Source organism: Streptomyces sp. Inha503 (genome assembly GCF_047215865.1).
Lineage (GTDB): Bacteria > Actinomycetota > Actinomycetes > Streptomycetales > Streptomycetaceae > Streptomyces > Streptomyces lycopersici.
Map to the genome: position 1 here is coordinate 6,356,186 of NZ_CP178360.1, position 26,635 is coordinate 6,382,820.

The window sequence follows — 26,635 nt, forward strand, 5'->3', positions numbered from 1 at the left end:
GGCCCCGGCCGACGCGGGTATCGTGGCGGTCTCGTCTGATCACAGGGAGCGACCGTGATGTCGGCCAGCCGCTACGCCTACCTCGGCCCCGAGGGCACCTTCACCGAGGCCGCCCTGCGGTCCATGCCGGAGGCCGCCACCCGGGAGCTGGTGCCGATGGTCTCCGTGCCGGTGGCGCTCGACGCGGTGCGCTCCGGAGCCGCGGCGGCCGCCCTGGTGCCCATCGAGAACTCGGTCGAGGGCGGGGTCACCGCGACCCTCGACGAGCTCGCCACCGGCAAACCGCTGATGATCTACCGCGAGGTGCTGCTGTCGATCAGCTTCGCGCTGCTGGTGCGGCCGGGCACCGCGATCGCGGACGTCAAGACGGTGACCGGGCATCCGGTGTCCCAGCCCCAGGTGCGCAACTGGCTGGCGGCGAACCTCCCGGACGCCGTGTGGGAGTCGGCCGCCTCGAACGGGGACGGCGCGCGGCTGGTGCAGGAGGGGCGGTACGACGCGGCGTTCGCGGGCGAGTTCGCGGCGTCCAGGTACGGTCTGGAGCCGCTGGTCACCGACATCCACGATGCACAGAACGCGATGACCCGCTTCGTGCTGGCCGGACGCCTCGCCCGGCCCGCCGCCCGGACCGGTGCGGACAAGACGTCCGTCGTGATCTGGCTCGGTGACGACCACCCGGGCGCGCTGCTCGAGCTGCTCCAGGAGTTCTCCGCGCGCGGGGTCAACATGATGCGGATCGAGTCCCGCCCGACCGGCGAGGGCATCGGCCGCTACTGCTTCTCGGTGGACTGTGAGGGGCACATCACCGACCGGCGGGTGGGCTCGGCCCTGATGGGGCTGAAGCGGATCTGCCCGAAGGTGCGGTTCCTGGGCTCGTACCCCCGGGCGGGTGTGACAGCCGACGACATGGCGCCGCTGCGGCACGGGACGTCGGACGAGGCGTTCACGGAAGCGGCGGAGTGGCTGGCCCGCTGCCAGGACGGCCGGGCCTGAGCCGGGCCCGACCGGGCCTGAGCCGGACCCGCGCCTGAGCGGCCCCGGAGCGGTTCCCCCCGGCCCCCGGACCCACACCGGAGCCCGTCAACACAATCGCTGCGGAAAAGTTATCCACAGGCTGATGCCTCGCGCTGGGGATAAGTCGACATCATCAATCCGACACAGCGGGCACATCGCAATGTTCTTCGCATTGACCGTCATTGTCGAACATCACTCACCTGTCACCCCAATTCGCCCGACCAACCCTTTGGAGTGAGGGATTCCTCTCTTGTGGAGTGTGTGAACGCGGTTTGATAAGGGAATCCATCGCCGAGCATCTGGGCGCCCTTAACGATCACTGCGACATCCACAGATCTCACACACAGCCTGTGGATAACTTCGGGGATTCCCCCCACACCTGTGGACAACCAGCCCCCAACTCACCCCGCACACAAGGGAAGAAGGTCGACTCGGCGCCGCCTCTTTGCCCCTTTTCGGGGAATGCGGAAGCATTCCTTGACGGTGGCCGTCACAGGAATTCCCCGGTTTACCCACAGCCCCAAAAGGGGGCAAAACAGGACGCAAAGGAATATCGCGTCGAGCAGCCGAGGTCACACCGGTAACCTGGGGGGGTGATTGACCTTCGCCTGCTCCGTGAGGACCCCGATCGTGTGCGCGCCTCCCAGCGCGCTCGTGGAGAGGACGTCGGCATCGTCGACGCGCTCCTGACCGCCGATGAGCGGCGCAGGTCCTCCAGTGTCCGCTTCGACGAGCTGCGCGCCGAGCAGAAGGCGCTCGGCAAGCTCATCCCCAAGGCCTCCGCCGACGAGAAGGCCGAGCTGCTGAAGAAGGCGGGCGAGCTCTCCGCCGCCGTCAAGGCGGCCGACGCCGAGCAGGACGTGGCCGCCGAGGAGACCCAGCGGCTCCTGCTCCAGCTGGGCAACCTGGTCCACCCCGAGGTCCCGGTCGGCGGCGAGGACGACTTCGCCGTCCTGGAGACCGTCGGCACCCCGCGCGACTTCGAGGCCGAGGGCTTCGCGCCCAAGGACCACCTGGAGCTCGGCGAGCTGCTCGGCGCGATCGACACCGAGCGCGGTGCCAAGGTCTCCGGCTCCCGCTTCTACTACCTGACCGGCGTCGGCGCCCTGCTGGAGTTCGCACTGGTGAACGCGGCGATGGCGCAGGCCACCGAGGCGGGCTTCACCCCGGTGCTCACCCCGGCGCTGGTCAAGCCGAAGGCCATGGAGGGCACCGGCTTCCTCGGCCAGGCCGCCGAGGACGTCTACCACCTCGACAAGGACGACCTCTTCCTGGTCGGCACCTCCGAGGTGCCGCTGGCCGCGTACCACATGGACGAGATCCTGGAGGCGGACCAGCTGCCTCGGCGCTACGCCGGGTTCTCCTCCTGCTTCCGCCGTGAGGCCGGGTCGTACGGCAAGGACACCCGGGGCATCTTCCGGGTGCACCAGTTCGACAAGGTCGAGATGTTCGTCTACACGACGCCGGAGGATGCCGAGGCCGAGCACCAGCGGCTGCTGGAGTGGGAGAAGCAGTGGCTGACCTCGCTGGAGCTGCCGTTCCGGGTGGTCGACCTGGCCTCGGGTGACCTGGGCTCGTCGGCGACGCGGAAGTTCGACTGCGAGGCCTGGATCCCGACGCAGGGCAAGTACCGCGAGCTGACCTCGACCTCCAACACCACCGAGTTCCAGTCGCGGCGGCTGTCGATCCGGATGCGCGAGGGCAAGCGGGTCCGTCCGCTGGCCACGCTCAACGGCACGCTGTGCGCGATCACCCGGACCATCGTCGCGATCCTCGAGAACCACCAGCGGGCCGACGGCTCGGTGCGGGTGCCCGAGGCGCTGCGGCCATTCCTCGGCGGGCGCGAGGTCCTGGAACCGGTCGCACGGTGAGCGGCGGCGACGATCTTCCGTACCGCCTGGTCGCGACCGATCTCGACGGGACGCTGCTGCGCCCCGACCACACCGTCTCGGCGCGGACCCGTGACGCGCTCGCCGCGGCCACCGCGGCGGGCGCCGCGCACATCGTGGTCACCGGGCGGACCGTCCCGGTGGCCCGGCACATACTCGACGACCTCGACTACGAGGGGCTCGCGGTGTGCGGCCAGGGCGCCCAGCTCTACCACGCGGGCGAGCACCGGCTGCTGACCTCCGTCACGCTGGACCGCCAGGTGGCGCTGCTGGCGCTGGAGAAGATCGAGGCGGAGATCGGTCCGCTGTTCCTGGCCGCGGCCCGCGACGGGCTGGACGGCGAGGTGCTGTTCGGCGAGGGGTACCGGATGGACCACGAGGGGATGTCCCTGGTGCCGTTCACCGAGCCGGCCGAGCTGTGGTCGGAGCCGATCAGCAAGCTCTACATCCAGCACGCCGAGCTGGGCGACGACGCGCTCGCGGACGCCGCCCGGACGGCCGCCGGGGGCCTGATCGGGGTGACGATGGCCGGCACCGGCCTGGTGGAGCTGCTGCCGCTGGGGCTGACGAAGGCCACGGGTCTGTCGATGGCCGCGCGCCGGCTGGGGATGACCGCGGCGGACGCGATCGCCTTCGGCGACATGCCCAATGACATCCCGATGTTCGGCTGGGCCAGGCACGCGGTCGCGATGGCGAACGCGCACCAGGATCTCAAGGCCGTCGCCGACGAGGTCACCGCGTCCAACACGGAGGACGGCATCGCGGTGGTGCTGGAGCGGCTCTTCCCGGCGGCGGCGACGAGCGGGTGAACCGGCCGGACGCCGGTGCGGCCGCCTCGGCGGACCGCCCGGCATCCGGGCTCGACGGCGGGGCTGGTCGGCCCGCCGCGGGGATGGTCAGCCCAAGACCTTGACCGCCTGGTAGTACGTCCAGGCCGTGCCGTCGCACGACGTCTTGGTGGCACCGCTGTAGGCGCCGCACACCCGCTTCAGGTCCTCGTAGAAGGCGCTGTCGATGCGCGCCTTGTTGGCGTCGAAGATGCCCATCGCCTTGTGGTTGCGGTAGCCGAAGTCATGCCGGGCGCAGGCGGTCTGGAAGGGGAAGCCGAACGGGTTGTCGGGGGAGCTGCTGCAATAGTCGGTGGACCAGTCGAACTCGTAGGCGGCCCAGGCACCCTGGTTGTTCCGGGCCGCGAGCCAGGTGTTGTAGCTGCTGGCGCTGGTCTGGGTCCAGCTGGCGAGGACCTGCTGCTTGTCCGCGGGGACGGCCTCGGCGGGGGCGGCCAGGGCGATGGTGGCGGCCGCGGTGACGGCTGTGGCGGCGAGACTCGTGACGAGACGACGCATTCGGGGTTCCCTCCGTTTTCACTCCTGACACCCCCTCAAAGGCTTTTGGCGAAGGGAGGGGGCGGCGCGGTGTGATCCAGCGCACGCCAAGAGTTCGCCAGGTCCCTGACAACCGTCAAGATCTACATCGACGTAGAGATGAACAGAGTTCGACCACCAGAGTTTCGGAGTTTCCTCCAACTACCGCTGCGGAACGGGCTGTTCAGGAGGGTCGCCAGGGCACCCGGGAGGAAGGGGTGAACCGCGGCCCCGGGCCCTTGACCCGGCGGAGGATCGGGGAGGTCTCCATGTCCCGCACGGAGGTCAGCTCGGCGATACGGGTCGTCAGATACGTGTAGAGGGCCGGGACATCCGCGCAGACCACGGTCGCCAGCAGATTCTTCGCTCCGGTGGTCGCACATGCGAACGCCACCTCGGGGTGGTTCGCGAGCGTCTGCCCGGTGGCCGCGAGCTCCGACGGCTGTACCGACAGCCATATCGCGGTGGTGACGTCCTGACGGAACAACCGGTGCGAGTAGTCGACGTCGAAGTACAGGGTGCCGTCGGCGCGCAGATCGGCCAGCCGGCGGCGCACCGTGGACTGCGACCAGCCGGTGGCGGCGGCCAGTTCGTCCAGCGGCGCCCGCCCGTCCCCCGCGAGGACGTCCAGCAGCTTGCGGTCCCCGGCGCTCACCGGTCCGCGCGGGCCCTTGGACCGGTCCGGGGCGGGCGTGCGCAGCCGCGCGATCTGCTCGGCCGTCAGCGCGTCGGACTTGTTGACCAGGCCATGCTCCCCGCCGTAGTACTCATGCAGCACACAGTGGGCGCTCACCCCCACCACCCGTGGGGTCTGCGGGAGTTTGCGCAGCAGCAGGGCGTCGCTGTCCTGGCCGGACGCCGCCCGCGTCGACGCGGCGACCTCGGTGCCGTCGGAGAGCACATGCACCCAGGAGGTGTCGGGCCGCCGGGCCATCGCCTCGGCCACCGGAAGGGCGGCGTCCGGCAGGCACCGCACCCGTACCATCCAGACCACGTCGCCGACCGCCGCCGGGTCGGTGAGCCCCAGCACCCGGATCGCTCCGGTCGTCCGCAGCCGGGTGTAGCGGCGGGCCACGGTCTGGTCGGAGACGCCCAGCACCTCGGCGAGCCGGCTGAAGGGGGCCCGGCCGTCGAGCTGGAGGGCGTGCACCAGTGCCCGGTCCAGGTCGTCGTACGCGTCGGATTCCACCGCACCAAGCTAGCGACTGTCGGATATCGCCGCCGGGTCGGGGGCCGGCTGGGAGAACGAACCGGGTCGGGGCGACCGTAAGAGCCGCGGGAACCGCCCTCGGGCCGACCCCGCCTCCCCATGTCGGAATGTGCCGGATCCCGGAGTCAGTCATGCGCAGATCATGGTGGCCGCTCGCCGCCATCACCCTCGGCAACTTCATGCTGTTGATAGACGTCACGATCGTGAACACCGCCCTGCCCCAGGTGGCACGGGGGCTGGACGCGTCCTTCACCTCCCTCCAGTGGGTGATGGACATCTACGCGCTGGCGCTGGCCGCGCTGCTGATGGTGGCCGGATCGGCGGCGGACCTCTTCGGACGGCGGCGGCTGTACCTGGTCGGCCTCGCGGTGTTCGCGATCTCCTCCCTGGTCTGCGGTCTGGCACCGGACGCCGGGGTGCTGATCGCGGCCCGCGCCGTGCAGGGGGTGGGGGCCGCGGCCATGTTCGCCACCAACACCCCGCTGCTGATGGCGACGTACTCCGGCCGCGACCGCGGAATCGCCTTCGGCGTGTGGGGCGGTACGAGCGGGGCGGCCGCGGCGGTCGGCCCGGTGCTGGGCGGGGTGCTGACCGAGTATGTCGACTGGCGCGCGATCTTCCTGGTCAATCTGCCGCTGACGGCGATCGCGGTGTGGATCACGGTCCGTTCCATCGAGGAGTCGCGCGGCACGGCCGGGGTGCGCATCGACTGGCCGGGCGCCGCCTCGTTCACGGTGTGCGCCGGGGCGCTGACGTACGGGCTGATGCGCGGCGGCGAGGAGGGCTGGGCCGACACCGGCACGGTCACCGCGCTGGTGTCGGCCGCGGTCGCGCTGGTCGCCTTCGTCCTGCTGGAGCGCGGGAAGCGGCAGCCGCTGCTGGACCTGGGGCTGATGCGCCGCCCGACGTTCGCGGTGCTCATGGCGGCGGCCCTGCTGCTCCAGGCGGCGGCCTTCCCGTACCTCACCTACGCCGGGCTGTGGCTCCAGTCGGTGCTGGGGATGGCCCCGGTACAGGCGGGGCTCGCGGTGACGCCGATGGCGGGCGTCTCGCTGGTCGTCGGCGCGGCCGGCGGACGGCTGCTGGACCGGGTCGCCCCCGGACGGGCACTCGGCGGCGGACTGCTGCTGGTGGGCGCGGGCGCGCTGGTCAACGCGGCGATGGTGACCCCGGACTCGGACTGGACCGCATTCGTCCCCGGCCTGGTCCTGGCCGGTCTGGGGATCGGCCTGGCCATGCCGGTGCTGGTCTCGGCAGCCCTCGGCTCGGCCCCGCCGGAACGGGCGGGCATGGCCAGCGGCGCGGTGAACACCTTCCGGCAAATGGGCTACGCACTGGGGATCGCCATCCTGGGCACGGTGTTCGCGACCCGGGTGCGGGACATGGTGGACGGCGGCGACACCGTCCCGGCCCGCGCGGCCGGGCAGGCCGCCGAGGCCATCAGCGGCGGCCACGCCGACGCCGTGATCGCCGCCGCGCCCCCGGCCCGGGCGGACGCGGCACGCGCCCTGGTCCACGAGTCGTTCGCGGCCGGTCTCGACCGCATCTGCGTCATCGCGGGCATCGCGGCCCTGGCGGCGGGCCTGTTGGTCCTCGCCGTCGTCCGCGGCGGCCCCGGCGGCACGCCCCCGAAGCCGACCCCCGAGAAGTCCCCGCCGGAGCCGGTCCACGTTTGAGCGGTGGGCGGCGCGATACGACTCACTACAACGAGGGGCGGGCGCCCGACAGCGCCCGCCCCTCGCGGCGTTGAGGCCGACGTCCGTCAACACGACGCGGTGCGAGTAACCCTCCTGCGATCGGATCGTTGTTCCATATACGCGTTATGCGCGGAGGCAACGCGAGCTGGAGCCTCGGCCGGGCGACGGATCGACGGGCAGCGATGTCACGGCGGTTGGGTCCGAAAGAGGTTGGCAGCCTCCGCTCCTGGTCCCTGGATACGGGCGGCCTGGCCCCTGGCTGGTGGGGCGTGACCACCATTCGAATCCACACCGGAAGGCACACGTATGCCACCCGAGATCGCACTACTGGAGTCGCGCGCGCTGCGCGACAGCGTCATCGAACGGACGGATGTCCTCGACAAGGTCAAGGCTCTGACTCTGCTGCCGGATGGGCTGCATATCACCACGCGCATGGTGGCGGAGTACTTCGAGGTTGGGGAAGAAGCCGTCAAGAGTCTGGCCAAACGGCATCGGGGGGAGTTCCAGAGCAACGGGATGCATATCCTCCGAGGCTCTGAGCTGCAAGCCTTTGAAAGGTCCAACTTGGACCTTTCACATTCGAGTTATCCACAGGGCCGCGCCCACCTCACCCTCTACCCCCGTCGCGCAGTGCTCAACGTGGCCATGCTGCTGCGGGACAGTGACATCGCCAGGCGGGTACGCACCTATCTCCTCGATGTCGAGGAGTCGGCCCGGAGCGGACCGGAAGCCGGGGTGGAGCAGCTTCCGCTCGAACAGGTCCTCACTGAGCGGATGCTGGCCGGGCCGATCGGCGTCCGCCTCGACGCCGTCGAGGAGTGTCTGGCGGATGTCGGCTCCACACTGCGGGAGCTGGCGCCGTGGATGGCCAGGGTCTCCGCCCGGCTGGACGGCATGGACCGGCGGCTCGACGCGCACGGGCGGGTCATCTGTGCCATGAGCGAGCGGCTCTGCGATCTCGGTGAGGACATGGCCGAGGTTCGCAGGGACGTCGCCACGCTCAAGGGGGAGGCGGCTCAACGGCGGGCGCGGCGGGCCAGGCGGCGGCGGGCGTAGCGGACTGGAGAAGCCCGGTGGGCAGGGTGGTGACCTGGCGGCCACTTCGGACTGTCCGCGACCACGGGCAGCCTGGTCACCACCATTCCGCTGATCTTCATGGGCCTTGCCTCGCCCTTCGCGCCCCGGCTCGCCCGGCGCTGGGGCACCGAGGCGATGCTGCTGAGCGCGCTGGTGCTGGCGGTGCTGGGGCTGGGCGTGGGCCGCGACCGCAGGATCCGGTCCTGAGCGGCGGCCGACGCGGCCCCGGACACACGGTGGCGGCGGCCGTCATTCCGACGACCGCCGCCACCGCGGAGACGATCTGCGGCCGCTCCGCCTTTCGAGCGCGATGACGACCGTAAGGCGTGCACGGACCGCTGGGCGGTCTTCGCGGGCATCACCTCGCGCCGGTGGTCACTTCGTGGTCACTCCTCCCCCGCGAGGGTCAGCGTGCGCAGCTTGCGGCCCGCGTACCAGGTCGCGGCCACGGTCACGGCCAGCAGCAGGATGACGCCGGTCGTCAGGCCGACGTCCGACGTGATCACATCGCCGTCCGCGACCTTCTGGGCGAGCGCCAGCGCCCACTGCTGCACGCTGAGCTTGCGGGCCCCGGCCACCAGGCTGCCGAAGAAGGTCTCCCAGACCAGGGCGTAGACCAGCCCCGCGATCACCGCGTGCCGGGTCACGGTGCCCAGCAGCAGGAAGACCGCGCTGTAGGCGACAGAGGCCACGGCGGCGGCGACGGCGTAGCCGACGGCCAGCTGGTTCGCGTTGCCGTTCAGCACGAAGCCCGCGAGCAGGGTGGGGATCGCGGAGAAGGCGACCGTGACGCCGATCGCCACGATCAGCTTGGTGACGATGATCGTCGGCCGCTTCACCGGCTTGGCCAGCAGATAGATGACCGAGCCGTCGTCGATCTCCGGGCCGATCGCGCCCGTACCGGCGATCACGCCGATCAGCGGGACCATCGTGGCCATCGCGAAGCCGCCGAGGATCGCGTCGGCCGTGTCGTCGTCCGCGCCGGTCAGCAGCCGTACGGCGAGCGAGATGATCAGCAGCAGACCGGGGAGGGTGAAGAGGATCAGCGCACGGCGGCGGCCGAGCAGGGCCCGGTAGGTGAGCCGCGCGACGGTGGGGTGATAGAGCGAGGACATCGCTGTGGGCTCCTTTCAGGCCGCGACGAGGTAGGAGAAGACGCTCTCCAGGGACTCGTCGGAGGGCGAGACCGTGAGGAGTCGGATGCCCTGGTCACGTGCGACCCGGGGCAGCAGTTCGGTGAAGCGGGCGAAGTCCACCGCCTGGATGTGCAGCCCGCCGTCGACGCCGGTACTCGCGTCGACCTCGATACCGGTGGTCGACGGGTCGGCGATCAGGGCGGCCGCGAGCGCGCGGTCGTCGCTGGACCGGACGAGATAGCGGTGCGGACGGTCCGTCATCAGCCGGCGGATCTTACGGAAGTCGCCGGAGGCGGCGTGCCGCCCCGCGACGATCACCTCGATATGCGCCGCCAGCTGTTCGACCTCTTCGAGGATGTGCGAGGAGAACAGTACGGTGCGGCCCTCGGCGCCCATCCGCCGCAGCAGATCCATCAGCTGCATCCGCTGCCGGGGGTCCATGCCGTTGAACGGCTCGTCCAGCAGGAGCACCGAAGGCTCGTGCACCAGCGCGGAGGCCATCTTCACGCGCTGGCGCATGCCCTTGCTGTACGTGGCGATCTTCCGGGAGCCCGCGTAATCCATCTCGACGGTGTCGAGCGCCTTACGGGCGGCGGCGCGGGGATCGGGCAGCCCGTGCAGCTCGGCGTTGGCGATCACGAACTCGCGGCCGGTGAGGAAGTCGTACATCGCCTCCCGCTCGGGGACGATCCCGATGTGGCGGTACGCCTGCTCATTGCGCCAGATCGGGGCGCCGTCGAGGGTCACGGACCCGGTGGAGGGGGCCAGGAAGCCGCCCATCATGTTGATGAGGGTGGACTTGCCGGCGCCGTTGGGGCCGAGGAGCCCGGTGACACCGGGGCCGATGTCCATGGTCACGTCGTTGACGGCCACGACGTTCCCGAACCAGCGGGAGACGTTGTCGATGGCGATCGTGGTCACAGGCCGACCTTTCGGTAGCGGCGCATCAGCAGCCCGTACGAGCCGGCGATCAGGCCGAGGAGAACGAGGACGTAGACGAGCCCGGTCCCGGTGCCGGGGCCGACCCCGCCGGGGAAGGAGGAGGTGGCACCGAGGAACGCCGTCTGCACCCCGTCGATGATGGTGATCGGCGAGAACAGCCCGATCCAGCTCACCGGGCCGGTGTTGCCCTGGTCCCAGGCGATGGCCTGGACGGCGGACACCGCGCCGTAGGAGATGGTCAGCAGGGCGATGACGGCGGCGACGCCGAAGCCGCGGCGCGGGGTGAGCGCGGCGACGACCAGGCTGATGCCGGCGAAGAGGAGGGAGAGCAGAGCCACGGAGACCAGTCCTTGTGCGAAGCCCTTCGTCTGATCGGCGAAGTCCAGCTTGGCGAGCAGTGCCCCGGCGTAGAGGATCAGCAGGGGCGCGCCGGTGAGGATGAACAGCGCGGAGGCCATGGCGGCGAACTTGGCCACCACGTAGTCCATCGTTTCGATGGGCCGTGAGAAGTAGAGCGGGACCGTCTTGAAGCGGAGGTCCCGGGAGACGGACTGCGGCGCCTGGGAAGCGGTGTAGAGGCCGATGACGGCCTGCAACATGATCGCGTAGCGGGTGTACTTGACGGGCAGCTCGTCCGCGCTGGTGGCGATGGCCACCGCGACGATGATCGCGGCGGGCATGCACATCACGGCGAACAGCAGCATCGGCGCGACCTTGGACTTGGCCGAGCGGCCGAGGCCGTAGGCGCCGCGCAGGCTCTGGGAGAAGAGCGAGCGGCGGGCGTAGGCGCGGCCGAGGCGCGGGCCCTCGTAGTGGCGGTAGCCGATGTTGTGAATGACGTCGGCGCGCTGCTGGGTCACGGTCTCAGGCGGCATCGACGGCACCTCCGTTCCCGTGTGCGCTTGCGGCGGCGTTCGCCTCGTCCGCGGGGCTCGCGGCCTCGTCGTCGGACCGGAAGATCTCCGCGATGCGGTGGCGGCGCTGCTCCATGCGGACCAGGCCGAGGCCGAGGTCGGCGATGGTGTCGCGGACCGTGTCGTACGTCTCCTCGCCCGCGACGTCGACCAGCAGCACATGGTCGGAGCCGGGCGACCCGTCGGCACCGCGGCCCGCGGGCTGCACGGTGAGCCCGGCCCGGTCGAGCGCGGTGCGCAGCGCCGTGGTGCCGTCCGGGTGGTCGGCGGTATCGGTCACCTCGACCGCGAGGGAGGCCGTGGCCTGGGTGAAGTCGCTGGTGGAGCTGGAGCGGAGCAGCTTGCCGCCGTCGATGACCACGACATGGTCGCAGGTGCGCTCCAGCTCGCCGAGCAGATGCGAGGTGACCAGGACCGAGATGCCGAAGTCGGTGTGCACGCGGCGGATCAGCCCGAGCATCTCGTCGCGGCCGACCGGGTCCAGTCCGTTGGTCGGCTCGTCCAGCAGCACCAGGCGCGGGTCGTGCACCAGGGCCTGGGCCAGCTTGACCCGCTGCTTCATGCCCGTGGAGTAGCCGCCCATGGGGCGGTACCGCTCCTCGTACAGCCCGACGTGGCGCAGGGTGTCGGCCGTGCGCTCGCGGGCCGCGGAGGGCGGCAGCCCGGACATCCGCGCCATGTGGACGACGAACTCGGTGGCCGAGACATCGGGCGGCAGACAGTCGTGCTCGGGCATATAGCCGACGCTTTCGCGGATGGCGCTGCCGTCCTTCGCCACATCGAGGCCGAGCACGGAAGCGCGGCCCTCGCTGGCGGGGGACAACCCGAGCAGGATCTTGATCAGCGTGGACTTACCGGCGCCGTTGGCACCCACCAGGCCGGTGACCCCTGGTGCGATGTCGACGGACAACCGGTCGAGCGCGGTGACGCGGGGGAACCGCTTGCTCAGACTTTCGGTGGCGATCACAGTCACGTGTTCGACGGTAGTGGTGTGAGACACAGGCGGCGTCACTCCAGACGGTGGGATTCACCTCGTCCTCGGGTCTGACGCGCCCGTAGGGGACAGGCCCCGACCGGAGGGGATTACCGAGGGTATCCACAGCCGGTCCGTGGGCTTATGCCCGGGTTCGAGGACGAGGGCGTCGGCGGTCAGGCCCGCCCGACGGGCCCGGAGCAGCATCGCCGCGCCCAGCACCGGCCCGGCCAGGGCGCCCCACTGCCAGCCCAGCGTGGCTTCCCCTCCGGGGAGGGAGAGTTGGGCGGGAGGGGGAGTTGGGCACAGGACCGGCCGGAGTCGGACCTTCCGGCCGGGAGCCGGAGCGTCAGAGACCCGGTGCGCCCCAGACCGGGAACCAGCGGCTCAGATCCTCCTCGATCCGCAGATCGTCCCCGAGCAGCGCCCGCATCTGGAGCTCCAGCGCGTTGTCCCGCTTCTCCGCGACGCCCGGCAGCGGCGCGAAGGGGTAGAAGGTGCCGCGCTTGTAGAGGTACACCAGCGCGAGCGAACGCCCCGCCATGTCCTGGAAGCCGATCAGCGAGCACAGCAGCTGGGGGCCGAAGCCCCCGTCCTGGAGCAGCGAATTGACCGCGTGCAGATCGTTGACCAGCGAGGCCACATCGTCCGGCCGCTGCCGGGCCAGCAGCCAGGTGTAGCCGTACGCGTCCTGGCTGAACTCCACGGGCACCCCGCCCCGGTCCGTGTCCGCGTCCAGCAGCTCCCGCACATCCCGCTGGAGCTGGGAGAAGGCGCCGCCCTCCACGCTCGCGAAGCAGACCGAGCCCCGGCCGGTCGGGGTGAACCCGGCCCCCGCCTCCAGGCTGACCGCGGCCCCCGGGAGCCCGAAGAGCCGGTCGAGGTCCGGGCGCACCGGTTTGCTGCGGCCCAGGATGGCGTCCAGCAGCCTCATGCCTCAGCCCCTTCCCGCCTGGCCCAGCTGGGTGGAGACGCGGGCGAGCTGGTCGAGCCGCCGCTCCAGCGTCGGATGCGAGGAGAACAGCCGGCTGACGCTCTCGCCGGAGAGCGCGGGCGCGAAGAAGAACGCGTTGTACGGCTCGACCTTGCGCAGGTCCCGGGTCGGGATCCGGGCCATCTGCCCGGTCACCTTGGTGAGCGCGGCGGCGAGCGCCGAGGGCCGCCCGGTCAGCAGCGCGCCGGCGCGGTCGGCGGACAGCTCGCGGTAGCGGGACAGCAGCCGGGTCAGCAGGAAGCTGATCGCGTAGACCACGGCGCTGATCAGCGGGATGAGCAGTACCGCGATGCCCACGTTGTTGTTACGGCTGCCACGGCTGAGCCCGCCCCACAGCGCCGCGCGGGTCATGATGCCCGCCAGCACGCCGAGGAAGGAGGCGATGGTCATGACCGCCACATCGCGGTGGGCCACATGCGACAGCTCATGGGCGAGCACGCCCTCCAGCTCCTCCGGCTCCAGCCGCCGCAGCAGGCCCGTGGTGGCGCACACCAGCGCGTTGCGCTGGTTGCGGCCGGTGGCGAAGGCGTTCGGCACATCGGTGTCGGCGATGGCCACCCGGGGCTTGGGCATGTCCGCGAGCGCGCACAGCCGGTCCACCGCGCCGTGCAGCTCGGGGGCCTGCTGAGGGGTGACCTCCCGGGCGCCCATGCTGAACGCCGCGATCCGGTCGCTGAACCAGAACTGCGCCACGAACAGCCCTCCCGCGATGATCACGATCAGCGGCCAGGCGCCCTTGAACAGGGCGAGCAGCAAGCCGATGAAGACCACATAGAGCAGCCCGATGAAGAACATCGTCGTGACCATGCGCGTGGTCAGCCCACGGTCCGGGGCATAGCGGGTATGCGGCATGGGATACCTCCCCAGTGACGCGACGCCAACGGCTCTATACCCGATTCTGCCGCTTATCGGGCGATCCGCGCCGCGCGCCGGCGCCCTTTTCCGGCGGGCGGCCGCGTCCGGCGGTCGGCGAGCCGCTGTGTCCGGTTCTCCGGCGAGCTGCTGGGCTGCTGTGTGCGGCGGTCCGGCGAGCCGCTGTGTCCGGCGATCCGGCGAGCCGCTGTGTCCGGCGATCCGGGCCGCTCACCCCGCTATCTGGGCCGCGCCCTCCGTGGCGATCTTCTCGAAGACCCCGAGGTCGGCCGCGAAGATCGAATCGGGGATCGGCCAGTGCAGCACGATCTCCTCGATGCCCAGCTCGGCATGGCGTCCGGCGAAGTCCACAAAGGCGTCCACCGAGCTCAGCGGCCCCGTGCCATCCGGGGTGAAGCCGGTGAGAAGGATCTTGTCGAGGTCGCCGGCGCCCCGCCCGGCCTCCGCGCACGCCTTGCCCAGCCGGTCGATCTGACCACCGATGGCGGCCAGCGAATCGGCCGGGGTGCCCGTCTCGGAGATCTTCGGATCGCCCGTGGTCACCCACGCCTGGCCGTACCGCGCCGCGAGCCGCAGCCCGCGCGGACCGGTGGCAGCCACCGCGAACGGCAGCCGCGGCCGCTGCACACAGCCGGGGATGTCGCGCGCCTCGTACGCGCTGTAGTGCGTGCCCTCGTACGTCACCGCGTCGTGTGTCAGCAGCCGGTCGAGCAGCTCGACGAACTCGCCGAACCGGTCCGCCCGCTCCCGGGGCGACCACGGCTCCTCGCCGCCGCGCAGCAGCGTCGTCGCGTCGAAGCCGGAGCCGCCCGCGCCGATGCCGAGGGTGATCCGCCCACCGGACACGTCGTCCAGCGTGATCAGCTCCTTGGCCAGCGTCACCGGATGCCGGAAGTTCGGGGAGGTGACGAGGGTGCCCAGGCGCAGCCGCGAGGTCGCCGCGGCGGCCGCCGTCAGCGTGGGGACCGCCCCGAACCAGGGGCCGTCGCGGAAGCTGCGCCAGGACAGGTGGTCATAGGTGTACGCGGCGTGGAAACCCAGCTCCTCGGCGCGCTGCCAAGTCTTCCGGCCGCCCTCGGCCCAGCGGTGGATGGGCAGGATCACGGTGCTCACTCGCATACCGCGAGCCTAAGCGGTGGGTGTGACAACGCCGTACCGCCGCGACGTCCGGACGAGCCCACCGGAGCGGGCGCACCGCCGAGCGGTGCTCGAGCAGGCCCACCCGGGCACCGTGCCCTCATCGATGAGTGGCATATGCGGGAGGATGGTTGCCGTGACTCCTGCGACCGACCGGCCGAACACCCCGGCCCCAGAGCGTTTCCGCCCCGCCCCGGCCCGGCCCCGGCTGATCGCCACCGACCTCGACGGCACCCTGCTGCGGGACGACAAGACGGTCTCCGACCGCACCGTGTCGGCGCTCGCGGCGGCCGAGCGGGCGGGTATCGAGGTGTTCTTCGTCACCGGCCGCCCGGCCCGCTGGATGGACGTCGTCAGCGCCCATGTGCACGGCCACGGCCTGGCCATCTGCGCCAACGGCGCCGCCGTGGTCGATCTGCACCAGGGCGGGCTGCCGGTCGAGGTCCGTCCGCTCGCCACGGACCGGGCGCTCACCATCGTGGCGGCGCTGCGCGAGGCGGCCCCGGGCACGTCCTTCGCGGTCGAGCGCAGCGGCGGGATCTTCTACGAACCGCGGTACCCGCCCTTTCACCTCGACCCGGGCGCGATCGTCGCCCCCGCCGAGAAGTTGCTCCACGACGGATTCGCGCACGCCGACATGCCGGTCCTCAAACTGCTCGCCCACCACCCCGAGCTGGCGCCCGACGACTTCCTCCAGTTGGCTCGCTCGGTCGCCGGGGCCCACGGCGACTTCACCCGCTCCAGCCCGTCCGCCCTGCTGGAGGTCAGCGGGCTCGGGGTCAGCAAGGCCAGCACCCTGGCCCGGTGCTGTGCCCAGCGCGGGATCTCGGCCTCGGAGGTCGTGGCGTTCGGGGACATGCCCAACGACCTGGAGATGCTGATGTGGGCGGGTACCTCGTACGCGATGGCCAACGCCCACCCGGAGGTGCTCGCCGCGACCACGCACCGCACGGGCGCCAACACCGAGGACGGGGTCGCCGTCGTCATCGAGCGAATCCTGACGGGTTAGGCACGCGCGCCCTTCTCCGCCCGGACCCCCGACACCGCCTCCCGGACACCGCCCCCCGGCACCGTGAGGCACTGGGGGGCGGTTCGCCTGACCGAGACCGGGGGTCTTACCAGAAGATGACCGCGTAGCCGTTGCCACCGGCGGTACCGGGGGCACCGTTGGAGCCAGGGGTGTTGCCACCGGGGCCGCCGACGCCACCGTCGCCGCCCGCGCTGCTGTTCGTCGGGGGCAGCTCGACGATGCCGTCGACCGCGTCGCCGCCCTCACCGCCATCGGCGCCGCTCGCACCGTTCTCACCGCTGCGGTTCACCACGGAGAGGCTGTTGCAGGCGCCGGTGCCGCCGGTGCCGCCCGTGCCCGGGGTGCCCGGGGCAGCCGTGCCGCCGCCACCGCCCGTGCCGCCGGTGCCACCCGTGGCGGCGAGCTGGATGCCGGCGCTGGAGGTCAGGGTCGTCGTCCCGCCGTTGCCGCCGGTACCACCCGCCGAGCCGGGGTTGCCGCCCGCGGCGCCACCCGGACCGGCGGTGCCCGCGGTGCCACCGGTGCCCAGGTCCACCGTGTAGGTGGCGAACGGCGTCACCGGGAGGACGCACCAGGTGAAGCCGCCGGATCCGCCGCCACCGCCGGTGCCGCCGGCGCCCGTCAGCGGGGCGCTGGCGCCACCGCCACCACCGCCGCCACCACCGCCCGCTCCCCACGCCTGGATGTGCACCGAGGTGACACCCGCGGGAGGCGTGAAGGCGCCGTCCGCGGTGAACTCCTGGATCCCGTGGATGATGGCCGGCGGCCTCGGCGGCTTGGGACGGCCGGGGCCACCGCCCGTGGGGTCATCCGCCTGCGCCGCGGGAGACATGGTCAGCATCTGGCTGGAGACGGCGGCGACTGCCGCGACGGAGGCGAACAAAACCCGGCGACGCGTCCGGGATCGCTTGGGAGTGGGACTCTGGCTGTTCACGTCATGACTTCCTTCCCCGCGGTCGGGCCACATCTGTCGCGGAGTGCGATGGGATACGAAGGACCGAACGGCCCGCGAGCCTCATCCCACCGTCGGCCACCACGACCCGCACTCTGACGAGGCGCTAGTTGGCCCGCGTAGGTGAGCCGTTGGGCCGCCCGGGCGACAACCCCCGCCCCACCGCGCCCTGTCACCGCCCCAGCACCCCCCGCGGGCCCTTGGCCCGCCCACCGGCCGGTCAAGCCCCCGGCTCGACAACGGCCTCACGGCCACCTTCGCTGGCAACAGCGCCTCCGGCCCCCACCCGGCCCGCGGCCGTGAGAACCCCGGCCCCGGCAGTGGCCCCAGGCTCCTTACCCGACAGCGGCCCAACGGTGCCTCAAGTCCCGGACTCGCCCCCAGCTCGACAGTCGCTCCGAGGTGCCCTCACCCGACAGCAGCGCCTCAGGCACCTTCGCTGGCAGCAGCGCCTCCGGCCCCGACCCGGCCCGCAGCCGTGAGAACCCCGGCCCCTGCAATGGCCCCAGGCTCCTTACCCGACAGCGGCCCGCCAGGCGGCTTCACCCGGCAACGACACCCCCGGGCCCCGCGGCCCGGCCGACAACTGTCAGGCCCCTCCGCCCGACAGCGGCCAGTGAGGCTCCCTCATCCGGCATCGGCGCCCAAGCCCCGGCCTCGCCCCCAGCGCGGCAGTCGCCCTGAGGCGCCCTCACCCAAGCAGCGGCGCCTCAGGCGTCCTCGTTCGGCAGCGGCGCCTCCCAGACCACCGCCGTTCCGCGGCCGTCCTCACCGAGGCCGGGGCCGAAGGTGCTCGATCCGCCCAGCGCCTCGGCCCGCCGTACCAGGTTGGCCAGACCGCTGCGCCGCCCGTCCGCGGGCACGCCCACCCCGTCGTCCGCGACCGTCAGCCGGACCGCCGGCCGTCCGTCCGCGAGCCGGGCGGTGGCGTCCACGACCACCTCGATCCGCTCGGCCCGGGCATGCCGGAAGGCGTTGGACAGCGACTCGCGCAGTGCCGCGACGAGATGGGCGCCGGTCACGGAAGCGACCAGGTCGTCCACCGGACCCACGAAGGTCAGCGACGGCTGGAAGCCCAGCGGCACGGCGGCCGCCCTGACCTCCCGCAGCACCCGGCCGCGCAGGCCGGGCGGCGTCTCGGGCGGGGTCTGCTGCAACGCGGAGACCGCCGTCCGTACCTCCTGGATGGTGGCGCCCAGCTCCTCGACGGCCCGCTCGATCCGCTCCCGCACCTCCGGCGCGTCCGACTGGCGCTCCGCGCTCTCCAGCAGCATCCCGGTCGCGAAGAGGCGTTGGACGACGAGGTCGTGGAGGTCGCGGGCGATCCGGTCGCGCTCCTCGAGGACCGCGAGCCGCTCCCGGTCGCGCTGCGCCTCGGCGAGCACCAGCGCGACCGCCGCCTGCGCCGCGAACTGGGCGGCCAGGGTGCGCTCGGTCGCGGTGAACGGGTCGGCGTCGCGCTCCCGCGCGGTGGCCAGCACGCCGAGCACCCGGTCCCCGCTGCTCAGCGGCACCATCATGCTCGGCCCGTAACGCCAGGGGACGCCGGTGCCGAGCAGCGGGTCAGTGGCCGGATCCTCGATGAGGACCGGCTGCCCGGCCAGCAGCCTCGGCACGGCCGGGGAGCGGGCCGGAAGCACCGCCCCGAGCAGCCCGGACCGCTCATCGGCGGCCACCGCCACGGCCTTCAGCCCGTCACCGCCGTCCTCCGGCAGCAGCACGATGCCCACCGCCGCGTCCGCGAGTTCCCGGGCCTTCTCGGCGACCACGGCCGGCCCGTCCCCGGCGCCGCCGGACAGCACCGCCTGGGTTACGGCCACCGACCCCTCGATCCAGCGCTCACGCTGCCGGGTGGCCCCCTGGACGCGGGTGTGGCCGATGGCGATCCCCGCCTCGGTCGCCAGCACCTCGACCAGATGCCGTTCGGAGTCGGTGAACGGACCACCGTCCCGCTTCTCGGCGAGACAGAGGACGCCGAAGATCTCCTCCCCGACGCGCAGCGGGACGGTGAGATACGCGCTCGACGGCTGGGACGGACCCGCCAGCTGGGACGGGCTCGTCGGCTGGGACCGGCCTGGCGACCGGGACGGGCCCGACGGCTCCGCGGCCGAGGGCGCTCCGGTGCGGCATGCGTCGGCGAGCAGCTCCGCGGACCGCTCCCGGTCGGTCTCCGTCACGCCGTACGTGACCACATCGGCCAGGCCCTGACCCGCGGCGGCGTCGCCCTCGATACGGTGCACTCCGATCGCGGCGCGGCGCGCGCCCACCAGCTCGGCCGCGGTACGGACGATCCGGTCGAGGACGGTGTGCGCGTCCGGCCCCGTGCCGAGCGAGCGCATCGCCTCCAGCAGCCGCGGCAGCCGCGCCGTGAGCTCGGTGGACAGCCCCCGCAGACCGCGGGTCGCCTCCGCGGCCACATCCAGGGGGTCGGGGGAGGGGGCAGCGGCCGCCATGCGTCGAGCCTAATGAATACCGCGGATAAACGCCCTGTTGGAGGCGCTGGACCTACCCTGCTTCCGCCGCTTCGGGGTGCCATAGGGGCGGCCCACGCGGGCCAGGGACAACCATGCGGCAGTCCGTGGCAGTCCGTGCCCCTGTCCGGCCGCGCGCCAGTGGCACCGGCGGCAGGCACCGCGGGCCCCTGGACCCGGGGTCTGGGGCGGAGCCCCAGTTGTGGGAAGGGGCGGGGAGGGGAACAGCCCGCCGCAGGCGCCAAGACGCGCCGGACAAGCCCCAGCCCACACCCGGCGGCTACCCAGCGCCCACCAGGACTCCGCCCTCCACCGCCTCGCGCTCCAGCATCCGGCGGAATGGGCCGTCGGCCGAGGCCAGTGCCGCGTACGTTCCGCGCTGGACGGCGCGGCCGCCGTCGAGGACGATCACCTCGTCCACCGCGTCCAGGCCCGCCAGCCGGTGGGTGATCAGGACGGTGGTGCGCCCCCGGGTCACCGACAGCAGGTCGGCCGTCAGGGCGTCGGCCGTGGGCAGGTCCAGGTGCTCGGCGGGCTCGTCCAGGACCAGCACCGGGAAGTCCGCCAGCAGCGCGCGGGCCAGTGCCAGCCGCTGCCGCTGGCCGCCGGAGAGCCGTGCGCCCTGCTCGCCGACGAGCGTGTCCAGGCCGTCCGGCAGCCCATCCACCCAGTCCAGCAGCCGGGCCGCGGCCAGTGCCGCGCGCAGCTCGTCATCGCTCGCGCAGGGGCGCGCCAGCCGCAGGTTCTCGCGCAGCGAGCTGTCGAACACATGGGCGTCCTGGGCGCAGAGGCCGACCAGCCGCCGCACCGCGTCCCCGTCCAGCGCGGCGGCGTTCCGGCCCGCCAGGGTGTATGTGCCGCCCTCGGTGTCCAGGAAGCGGAGCAGCACCTGGGCGAGGGTGGTCTTGCCCGCCCCCGACGGTCCGACGACCGCGACCCGGCGGCCCGGGCGCAGCTCCAGCCCGAACCCGTCCAGGGCTGGGGTGGACTGCCCGGGGTGGCGGGCGGTGATCCCGCGCAACACCAGCGGATACGGCGCACTCGGCACCTCCTCGCGCACCACCGCCTCGCGTCCCGCCTCATCGCGCGCCACCGCCTCGCCTCGCGCCTCCTCGGGCTCGCGCACCGGAATCGGCTCGTCCAGCACCTCGTACACGCGCTCCGCGGCGCGCCGCACCCGCTGCCGGTGCTGCACCGCGAGCGGCAGCCCCGCGACGGCCTCGAAGGCGGCGAGCGGGGTCAGCACCACGACCGCCAGCCATACCCCGTGGATGCGGCCGTCCGCCACGGCCGGGACCCCGACCCACGCCGCGGCCGCCACGGTGAGACCGCAGACCAGTGCGGACAGCCCGGCGCCCGTACCGGCGGCGGCCGCCGTCCTCCGGGCGATCCGGGTGAGCACCGCGTCGGCCCGGCGCACCGCGTCCAGCCGGCGCGGCAGCGCACCCGCGACGGTCAACTCGGCGGTCCCCGCGAGCAGGTCCACGACCTGCGCCGACAGAGCACCGCGCGCCGGTGCCAGCCGCCGCTCCGCGCGCCGCGCGAGCGCCCCGGACACGGCGGGCACCACGACCCCCGCCACCAGCAGCCCCGCCGCCAGCACGGCCCCGGCCTCGGGCAGCACCCAGGTGAGGAAGCCCACCGAGGCCGCGCCGACGGTCAGCGCGGTGCCGACGGGCAGCAGCCAGCGCAGGAAGTAGTCCTGCACGGTGTCCACATCGGCCACCAGCCGGGAGAGCAGATCGCCGCGGCGTGTCCGGCCGAGCCCGGCGGGCGCCAGCCGCTCCAGCCTCCGGTAGACGGCGACCCGCAGCTCGGCCAGCACCCGCAGCACGGCGTCGTGCGAGACCAGGCGCTCGGCGTAGCGGAAGACGGCCCGGCCGATCCCGAACGCCCGGGTCGCGGTGACCGCCACCATCAGATAGAGCACGGGCGGCTGCTGCGCGGCCCGCGAGATCAGCCATCCGGATACGGCCATCAGCCCGACCGCACTCAGCAGGGCGAGGCTCCCGAGCGACAATGCCAGCCCGAACCGCCCCCGTCCCCCACGCGCGGCCCCCCGCACCCGCGCCAAAGCGCTCCGGCGGGGGCGGGTACGGGGACGGGTACGGGCGGCCGAGCCGTGCGAGGCGGCCGCACCGTCCGACGCGGCCGAGCCATCCGGCGTGCTCACCCCCGTACTGCCCGGCCCGGACCGCGCGGCACCCAGCCGCCCACCGGGCCCGTGGTCCGCCATCAACGCGTGCGCGGCGGCGGACGTCCGCCCCGCACTCGTCGTTGCCTCCAGCGCGCCTTCGCGCGCCTCCGCGTGCGGGTGCCCGGCCGCGCGCGCGAGGCCCACCGCCGACGCGGACTGATCCACGGGCAGCGGGCCCAGCCCGCCAGGGGATGCCGCCCCGGAGCCCGACCACGCGTCCGCATCCGCCGCCGACGCGCGCTCAACCGCGGGCAGAGCGGCAGGCCCACCAGGGGCGGCAGCCGCAGAACCCCGGCCCGGCCCCGGCAATCGCAGCACCCGGTCCGCCAGCGGCAGCAGTGCCGGGCGGTGGACGACCAGGAGGACCGTGCGGCCCTCGGCGAGCCGACGCACCGCCCCGACGACGGACGCCTCCGTCTCGCCGTCCAGGTTCGCCGTCGGCTCGTCCAGGAGCAGCACCGGGCGGTCGGCCAGGAAGGCGCGGACGAGGGCGATCCGTTGGCGTTGGCCCGCGGAGAGTCCGGCGCCCATCTCACCCAGCCGGGTCTCGAGCCCGTCCGGCAGCGCGGAGACGAAACCCAGCGCGTCCGCGTCGCGCAGGGCGGCCCGTACCGCCTCGTCGTCGGCGTCCGGCCGGGCCAGCCGGACGTTCTCCGCGATCGTTCCGGCGAAGAGGTACGGGCGCTGGGGCACCCAGGCGATCTGGCGCCGCCAGCTCTCCGGGTCCAGCGAGGCCAGGTCCCGGCCCCCGATCAGCACCCGGCCCTCGTGCGGTGCGGCGAAGCCCAGCACGGCGTTCAGCAGGGTCGACTTCCCGGCGCCGCTGGGACCCACGACGGCGACCGTCTCCCCCGGGCGGATCTCGAAGGAGGTCCGGGCGAGGGAGGGTTCGGTGCGTCCGGGGTGGCGGACCACCAGGCCGTCCAGCGCCAGCGCGGCACCCCGGGCGTCGGGCGCGGGCGCGCCACCCACCCCAGAGAGCGTGCCACCCGCGCCAGAGGTCGCACCGCCCGCCCCCGAGGGCTCGCGCTCCAGCACCGCGAACACCTCGTCCGCCGCCGTCAGCCCCTCCGCCGCCGCGTGGTACTGCGCGCCCACCTGCCGCAGCGGCAGATAGGCCTCGGGGGCGAGCACCAGCACCACCAGCCCGGTGAAGAGGTCCATCTCGCCGTGCACCAGCCGCATTCCGATGTCGACCGCGACCAGCGCGACCGACACCGTGGAGAGGAGTTCCAGGGCCAGGGAGGACAGAAAGGCCAGCCGCAGCGTCTTGAGCGTGGCCCGCCGGTAGTCGCCCGTGATCGCACGGATCGAGGCGGCCTGGGCCTTGGCCCGCCCGAAGACCTTCAGGGTGGGCAGCCCTGCGACGACATCGAGGAAGTGCCCGGACAGCCGGGACAGCAGCCGCCACTGACGGTCCATCCGGGACTGGGTGGCCCAGCCGATGAGCATCATGAACAGCGGAATCAGCGGCAGCGTGGCGACGATGATCAGCGCGGAGATCCAGTCCGCGGTGACGATCCGGGCGAGCACCGCCACCGGCACCACCACGGCCAGCCCCAACTGGGGCAGATAGCGTGCGAAGTAGTCGTCCAGCGCGTCGATGCCCCGGGTGGCGAGGGTGGTGAGTTCACCGGTCCGCTGGGAGTCCAGCCAGCTCGGCCCGAGCCGTACGGCCCGCTCCAGCAGCCGCAGCCGCAGCTCCGACTTGACCGCCGCACCGGCCCGGTGGGCGGCCAGTTCGGTCAGCCAGGAGACGACCGCCCGGCCGACGGCGACCAGAGCCAGCAGCCCCAGCGGAAGCGTCAGCGCCGTCACGCCGTCGCCCCGCTGGAAGGCGCCCACCACGATCTCGGCGATCAGCATCGCCTGCGCGATGACCAGTCCCGCTCCGGCCAGGCCCAGCGCCACGGAGGCGGCGAGGAAGAAGCGGGTGGCCCGTGCGTACCGCAGCAGTCGGGGGTCGATTGGTTTCACGTGAAACACCGCACCCGCGTCAGTGGGCGGCGGGGATGTGCCGGGTACCGATGCGCTTACGGAAGACCCAGTACGTCCACGCCTGGTAGGCCATGATCAGCGGCATCATGATGGCGCCGACCCACGTCATGATCTTGAGCGTGTAGGGGCTGGAGGCGGCATTCGCCGCCGTCAGGCTCCACGCCGGGTCCAGCGAGGAGGGCATGACCTCGGGGAAGAGCGCCAGGAAGAGCATCGCGACGGCCGCCGCGACGGCGACCCCGGACAGCCCGAACGCCCATCCCTCACGCCCCCGCTGGTTCATGAGCAGCGCCGCGGTCAGCGCCAGAACGGCGATGACGACCGCCACCAGGCTGCGGGCGTTCCCGCTCTCGCCCTGCGTCCAGACCAGGAACGGCACCGCGACCACGGCGGTGGCCAGACCGAGCCGGGCCGCGTACCGCCGCGCCCTGGTCCGGATGTCCCCGTCCGTCTTGAGCGCGGCGAAGACGGCGCCGTGGAAGGTGAACAGCACCAGCGTGACCACCCCGCCCAGCAGGGCGTACGGCGTGAGCAGATCCGACAGACCGCCCGCGTAGTTCCCGTCCCGGCCGATCGGCACTCCGTGCACCAGATTGGCGAAGATCGCTCCCCAGAGGAACGCGGGCAGCAGCGAGCACCAGAAGATCGCATGCTCCCAGTTGCGCTGCCAGCGGTCCTCGGGGCGCTTGTGCCGGTACTCGAAGGCGACACCGCGCAGGATCAGGCAGACCAGGATGGCCAGCAGCGGCAGATAGAAGCCGCTGAAGAGCGTCGCGTACCAGTCGGGGAAGGCGGCGAAGGTCGCCCCGCCCGCCGTGATCAACCAGACCTCGTTACCGTCCCACACCGGCCCGATCGTGTTGATCAGGACCCGGCGCTCGGTGCGGTCGCGGGCGAGCAGCTTGGTCAGCACGCCGATGCCGAAGTCGAAGCCCTCCAGGAAGAAGTAGCCCGTCCACAGGAAGGCGATCAGCAGGAACCAGAAGTCGTGAAGGTGCATGATCCTCTCCGGTGATCCTCTACGGCCGTCAGTACGCGAAGGTCAGCGGCTTGTCGGCGTCCTCGTCCTCGGCGGAGGCCCCGCCGTCCGGACTGCCAGGACCACCCGGACCGCCCCGGCCCCCGGGGCCGCTCGAGGGCAGCCGCAGCTTCGGATCCTTGGCGGGCGGCTTCTCGTCGGTGTCCGGTCCGGCCTTGGCGTACTTGGTCAGCAGCCGCACCTCGATCACCGCGAGCACCCCGTACAGCAGCGTGAAGACGCCGAGCGAGATCAGCACCTCGGTCTGGCTGACGCCGGGGGAGACCGCGTCGGACGTCTTCATCAGCCCGTAGACCGCCCAGGGCTGCCGACCCATCTCGGTGAAGATCCAACCGAAGGAGTTGGCGATCAGCGGAAAGCCCATGGTGAGGATGCCGACCCGCCAGGACCAGGTGGACAGCAGCGGGCCCATCTCGCGCTTCTTGGTGAGCATGAGCCGGGGCACCTCGTCCTCACCGGTGCGGAAGGCGGGCGCCAGCCACCGCTTGCGGCGGGTCGTCCACAGCCCGATCAGCCCGGCGACGAACGAGGTCATCCCGAAGCCGATCATCAGCCGGAAGCCCCAGAAGGTCATGAAGATGCTGGGGATGTAGTCATCGGGCTGACCGCCGTAGGCGTCGGCCTCCCGCTGCGCGATGTCATTGATCCCGGGGACGGAGTCGGTGAAGTTGCTGTGCGCCAGGAAGGAGAGCACCCCGGGGACCTCCAGCTCGACGCTGTTGTGCCCCTTGCTGACATCGCCGACGGCGAAGACCGAGAAGGGCGCGGGCGCCTGGGTGTCCCAGAGGGCCTCGGCCGCCGCCATCTTCATCGGCTGCTGCTCGAACATCACCTTGCCGAGCTGGTCGCCGCTGATCGCCGTACCGAGCCCCGCGATCACCGCGACCACCAGGCCCACCCGCAGCGAGGCCCGCATCGCCCCGATCTGCTTCTTCCGCTGCTCGCCCAGTTCCTCGCCGCGCTCCCGGCGGCGCTTGGCGCGCAGCAGATGGAAGGAGGAGATCCCGATGATGAAGGCGGCGCCGGTGAGGAAGGCCGCGGTCAGCGTGTGGAAGACCACGACCAGGGTGGTGTTCTGGGTCAGCACCGCCCAGATGTCGGTGAGCTGGGCCTTTCCGGTGGCCTTGTCGATCGTGTAGCCGGTCGGGTGCTGCATCCAGGAGTTGGCGGCCAGGATGAAGTACGACGAGAGGATCGTGCCGAGCGCGACGATCCAGATGCAGGCGCAGTGGATCTTCTTGGGCAGCTTGTCCCAGCCGAAGATCCACAGGCCTATGAAGGTGGACTCGAAGAAGAAGGCAAGCAGGGCCTCCATCGCGAGCGGGGCGCCGAAGACATCACCGACGAAGCGGGAGTAGTCCGACCAGTTCATGCCGAACTGGAACTCCTGCACGATGCCGGTGACCACACCCATCGCGATGTTGATCAGGAAGAGCTTCCCCCAGAACTTGGTGGCGTGGAAGTACTTCTCCTTGCCGGTGCGGACCCATGCGGTCTCCAGACCCGCCGTGATCGCGGCGAGAGAGATCGTCAGCGGCACGAAGAGGAAGTGGTAGACGGTCGTGATGCCGAACTGCCATCGGGCCAGCGTCTCCGGCGCCAGAGCCAGATTCACCTGAATCTCTCCTTACGGTCGTGCCTGCCCGCGGAGCGAGCTTGTGAACGTATTCACATTCACAAGCAATGATACGCACATGGCTTCGCCCCCTCCCACCGGGGGTGGTAGGG

At 72.1% G+C, this 26,635-nt stretch carries 20 protein-coding genes and 1 pseudogene; 7 read left to right on the forward strand and 14 right to left on the reverse strand.

Features of this window, described 5'->3' with window-relative positions:
• Positions 1-57 precede the first annotated feature (57 nt).
• The 3 genes from pheA to ACJX2R_RS26245 all read left to right on the forward strand — a co-directional run bounded on the left by pheA (position 58) and on the right by ACJX2R_RS26245 (position 3,712).
• Entirely contained in the window at positions 58-993 is a 936-nt protein-coding gene (pheA, locus tag ACJX2R_RS26235; RefSeq protein WP_413102139.1) for a prephenate dehydratase, read from the forward strand.
• A gap of 614 nt (positions 994-1,607) precedes the next feature.
• The gene (serS, locus tag ACJX2R_RS26240; RefSeq protein ID WP_413102140.1) at positions 1,608-2,885 is read left to right on the forward strand and encodes a serine--tRNA ligase; all 1,278 of its coding nucleotides are present in this window, start codon (positions 1,608-1,610) and stop codon (positions 2,883-2,885) included.
• Positions 2,882-3,712, forward strand: coding sequence for an HAD family hydrolase (locus ACJX2R_RS26245; RefSeq protein ID WP_413102141.1), 831 nt, complete (start codon positions 2,882-2,884; stop codon positions 3,710-3,712). The genes serS and ACJX2R_RS26245 overlap by 4 nt, the downstream gene beginning before the upstream one ends.
• A gap of 87 nt (positions 3,713-3,799) precedes the next feature.
• Here ACJX2R_RS26245 and ACJX2R_RS26250 read toward each other — a convergent pair whose 3' ends face one another.
• Together ACJX2R_RS26250 and ACJX2R_RS26255 are read right to left on the reverse strand one after the other, a co-directional pair.
• Positions 3,800-4,249 (reverse strand): phospholipase, encoded by a 450-nt coding sequence (locus ACJX2R_RS26250; protein WP_413102142.1) that lies wholly within the window; start codon positions 4,247-4,249, stop codon positions 3,800-3,802.
• Positions 4,250-4,451: 202 nt separating this feature from the next.
• Positions 4,452-5,456 carry an Lrp/AsnC family transcriptional regulator gene (locus ACJX2R_RS26255; protein ID WP_413102143.1) on the reverse strand — a complete coding sequence of 335 codons (1,005 nt, stop codon included), beginning with the start codon at positions 5,454-5,456 and terminating at the stop codon, positions 4,452-4,454.
• A 152-nt stretch (positions 5,457-5,608) separates the two neighbouring features.
• Here ACJX2R_RS26255 and ACJX2R_RS26260 point away from each other — a divergent pair, with 152 nt between their 5' ends.
• The 3 genes and pseudogenes from ACJX2R_RS26260 to ACJX2R_RS26270 all read left to right on the forward strand — a co-directional run.
• Positions 5,609-7,153 carry an MFS transporter gene (locus ACJX2R_RS26260; protein ID WP_413102144.1) on the forward strand — a complete coding sequence of 515 codons (1,545 nt, stop codon included), beginning with the start codon at positions 5,609-5,611 and terminating at the stop codon, positions 7,151-7,153.
• A 327-nt stretch (positions 7,154-7,480) separates the two neighbouring features.
• Positions 7,481-8,230 carry a hypothetical protein gene (locus ACJX2R_RS26265; RefSeq protein ID WP_413102145.1) on the forward strand — a complete coding sequence of 250 codons (750 nt, stop codon included), beginning with the start codon at positions 7,481-7,483 and terminating at the stop codon, positions 8,228-8,230.
• Between the two features lie 39 nt (positions 8,231-8,269).
• Positions 8,270-8,425, forward strand: a pseudogene (locus ACJX2R_RS26270) (MFS transporter); the annotation flags it as partial.
• Positions 8,426-8,637: 212 nt separating this feature from the next.
• On the opposite strand, the gene ACJX2R_RS26275 reads toward ACJX2R_RS26270, so the two are convergent.
• The 7 genes from ACJX2R_RS26275 to ACJX2R_RS26305 all read right to left on the reverse strand — a co-directional run bounded on the left by ACJX2R_RS26275 (position 8,638) and on the right by ACJX2R_RS26305 (position 15,202).
• Positions 8,638-9,366 (reverse strand): ABC transporter permease subunit, encoded by a 729-nt coding sequence (locus tag ACJX2R_RS26275; protein WP_413102146.1) that lies wholly within the window; start codon positions 9,364-9,366, stop codon positions 8,638-8,640.
• A gap of 15 nt (positions 9,367-9,381) precedes the next feature.
• A complete protein-coding gene (locus ACJX2R_RS26280) occupies positions 9,382-10,308 on the reverse strand; it encodes an ABC transporter ATP-binding protein (RefSeq protein WP_138914843.1) in 927 nt (308 codons plus the stop codon).
• Positions 10,305-11,204 carry an ABC transporter permease gene (locus ACJX2R_RS26285; protein ID WP_262704844.1) on the reverse strand — a complete coding sequence of 300 codons (900 nt, stop codon included), beginning with the start codon at positions 11,202-11,204 and terminating at the stop codon, positions 10,305-10,307. The genes ACJX2R_RS26280 and ACJX2R_RS26285 overlap by 4 nt, the downstream gene beginning before the upstream one ends.
• On the reverse strand, positions 11,194-12,243 hold the full coding sequence (locus ACJX2R_RS26290; RefSeq protein ID WP_262704843.1) for an ABC transporter ATP-binding protein: 1,050 nt from the start codon (positions 12,241-12,243) through the stop codon (positions 11,194-11,196). The genes ACJX2R_RS26285 and ACJX2R_RS26290 overlap by 11 nt, the downstream gene beginning before the upstream one ends.
• 322 nt (positions 12,244-12,565) lie before the next feature.
• Entirely contained in the window at positions 12,566-13,150 is a 585-nt protein-coding gene (gene pspAB / locus ACJX2R_RS26295) for a PspA-associated protein PspAB (RefSeq protein ID WP_262704842.1), read from the reverse strand.
• A gap of 3 nt (positions 13,151-13,153) precedes the next feature.
• On the reverse strand, positions 13,154-14,062 hold the full coding sequence (htpX, locus tag ACJX2R_RS26300; RefSeq protein WP_262704841.1) for a zinc metalloprotease HtpX: 909 nt from the start codon (positions 14,060-14,062) through the stop codon (positions 13,154-13,156).
• A 231-nt stretch (positions 14,063-14,293) separates the two neighbouring features.
• On the reverse strand, positions 14,294-15,202 hold the full coding sequence (locus ACJX2R_RS26305) for an LLM class flavin-dependent oxidoreductase (protein ID WP_413102147.1): 909 nt from the start codon (positions 15,200-15,202) through the stop codon (positions 14,294-14,296).
• A gap of 145 nt (positions 15,203-15,347) precedes the next feature.
• On the opposite strand from ACJX2R_RS26305, the gene ACJX2R_RS26310 reads away from it, so the two are divergent.
• Positions 15,348-16,229, forward strand: a complete 882-nt coding sequence (locus ACJX2R_RS26310) for a Cof-type HAD-IIB family hydrolase (protein ID WP_413102148.1) — start codon at positions 15,348-15,350, stop codon at positions 16,227-16,229.
• Positions 16,230-16,335: 106 nt separating this feature from the next.
• Here ACJX2R_RS26310 and ACJX2R_RS26315 read toward each other — a convergent pair whose 3' ends face one another.
• From ACJX2R_RS26315 to ACJX2R_RS26335, 5 genes are all read right to left on the reverse strand, one after another.
• Positions 16,336-17,184 (reverse strand): hypothetical protein, encoded by an 849-nt coding sequence (locus ACJX2R_RS26315; protein WP_413102149.1) that lies wholly within the window; start codon positions 17,182-17,184, stop codon positions 16,336-16,338.
• 728 nt (positions 17,185-17,912) lie between these two features.
• The gene (locus ACJX2R_RS26320; protein WP_413102150.1) at positions 17,913-19,655 is read right to left on the reverse strand and encodes a GAF domain-containing sensor histidine kinase; all 1,743 of its coding nucleotides are present in this window, start codon (positions 19,653-19,655) and stop codon (positions 17,913-17,915) included.
• Positions 19,656-19,953: 298 nt separating this feature from the next.
• A complete protein-coding gene (gene cydD, locus ACJX2R_RS26325) occupies positions 19,954-23,847 on the reverse strand; it encodes a thiol reductant ABC exporter subunit CydD (RefSeq protein WP_413102151.1) in 3,894 nt (1,297 codons plus the stop codon).
• 19 nt (positions 23,848-23,866) lie between these two features.
• Positions 23,867-24,868 carry a cytochrome d ubiquinol oxidase subunit II gene (gene cydB, locus ACJX2R_RS26330; RefSeq protein WP_413102152.1) on the reverse strand — a complete coding sequence of 334 codons (1,002 nt, stop codon included), beginning with the start codon at positions 24,866-24,868 and terminating at the stop codon, positions 23,867-23,869.
• Between the two features lie 28 nt (positions 24,869-24,896).
• Positions 24,897-26,522 (reverse strand): cytochrome ubiquinol oxidase subunit I, encoded by a 1,626-nt coding sequence (locus ACJX2R_RS26335; protein WP_413102153.1) that lies wholly within the window; start codon positions 26,520-26,522, stop codon positions 24,897-24,899.
• Between the last annotated feature and the right edge of the window lie 113 nt (positions 26,523-26,635).

Bases quoted from the DNA above. Each gene is read 5' to 3' on its own strand.
- htpX (WP_262704841.1), bottom strand. From the start codon at position 14,062: ATGCCGCATACCCGCTATGCCCCGGACCGTGGGCTGACCACGCGCATG.
- cydB (WP_413102152.1), bottom strand. From the start codon at position 24,868: ATGCACCTTCACGACTTCTGGTTCCTGCTGATCGCCTTCCTGTGGACG.
- ACJX2R_RS26260 (WP_413102144.1), top strand. From the start codon at position 5,609: ATGCGCAGATCATGGTGGCCGCTCGCCGCCATCACCCTCGGCAACTTC.
- ACJX2R_RS26250 (WP_413102142.1), bottom strand. From the start codon at position 4,249: ATGCGTCGTCTCGTCACGAGTCTCGCCGCCACAGCCGTCACCGCGGCC.
- pspAB (WP_262704842.1), bottom strand. From the start codon at position 13,150: ATGAGGCTGCTGGACGCCATCCTGGGCCGCAGCAAACCGGTGCGCCCG.
- ACJX2R_RS26320 (WP_413102150.1), bottom strand. From the start codon at position 19,655: ATGGCGGCCGCTGCCCCCTCCCCCGACCCCCTGGATGTGGCCGCGGAG.
- ACJX2R_RS26285 (WP_262704844.1), bottom strand. From the start codon at position 11,204: ATGCCGCCTGAGACCGTGACCCAGCAGCGCGCCGACGTCATTCACAAC.
- pheA (WP_413102139.1), top strand. From the start codon at position 58: ATGTCGGCCAGCCGCTACGCCTACCTCGGCCCCGAGGGCACCTTCACC.
- ACJX2R_RS26275 (WP_413102146.1), bottom strand. From the start codon at position 9,366: ATGTCCTCGCTCTATCACCCCACCGTCGCGCGGCTCACCTACCGGGCC.
- ACJX2R_RS26305 (WP_413102147.1), bottom strand. From the start codon at position 15,202: ATGCGAGTGAGCACCGTGATCCTGCCCATCCACCGCTGGGCCGAGGGC.
- ACJX2R_RS26265 (WP_413102145.1), top strand. From the start codon at position 7,481: ATGCCACCCGAGATCGCACTACTGGAGTCGCGCGCGCTGCGCGACAGC.
- ACJX2R_RS26310 (WP_413102148.1), top strand. From the start codon at position 15,348: ATGGTTGCCGTGACTCCTGCGACCGACCGGCCGAACACCCCGGCCCCA.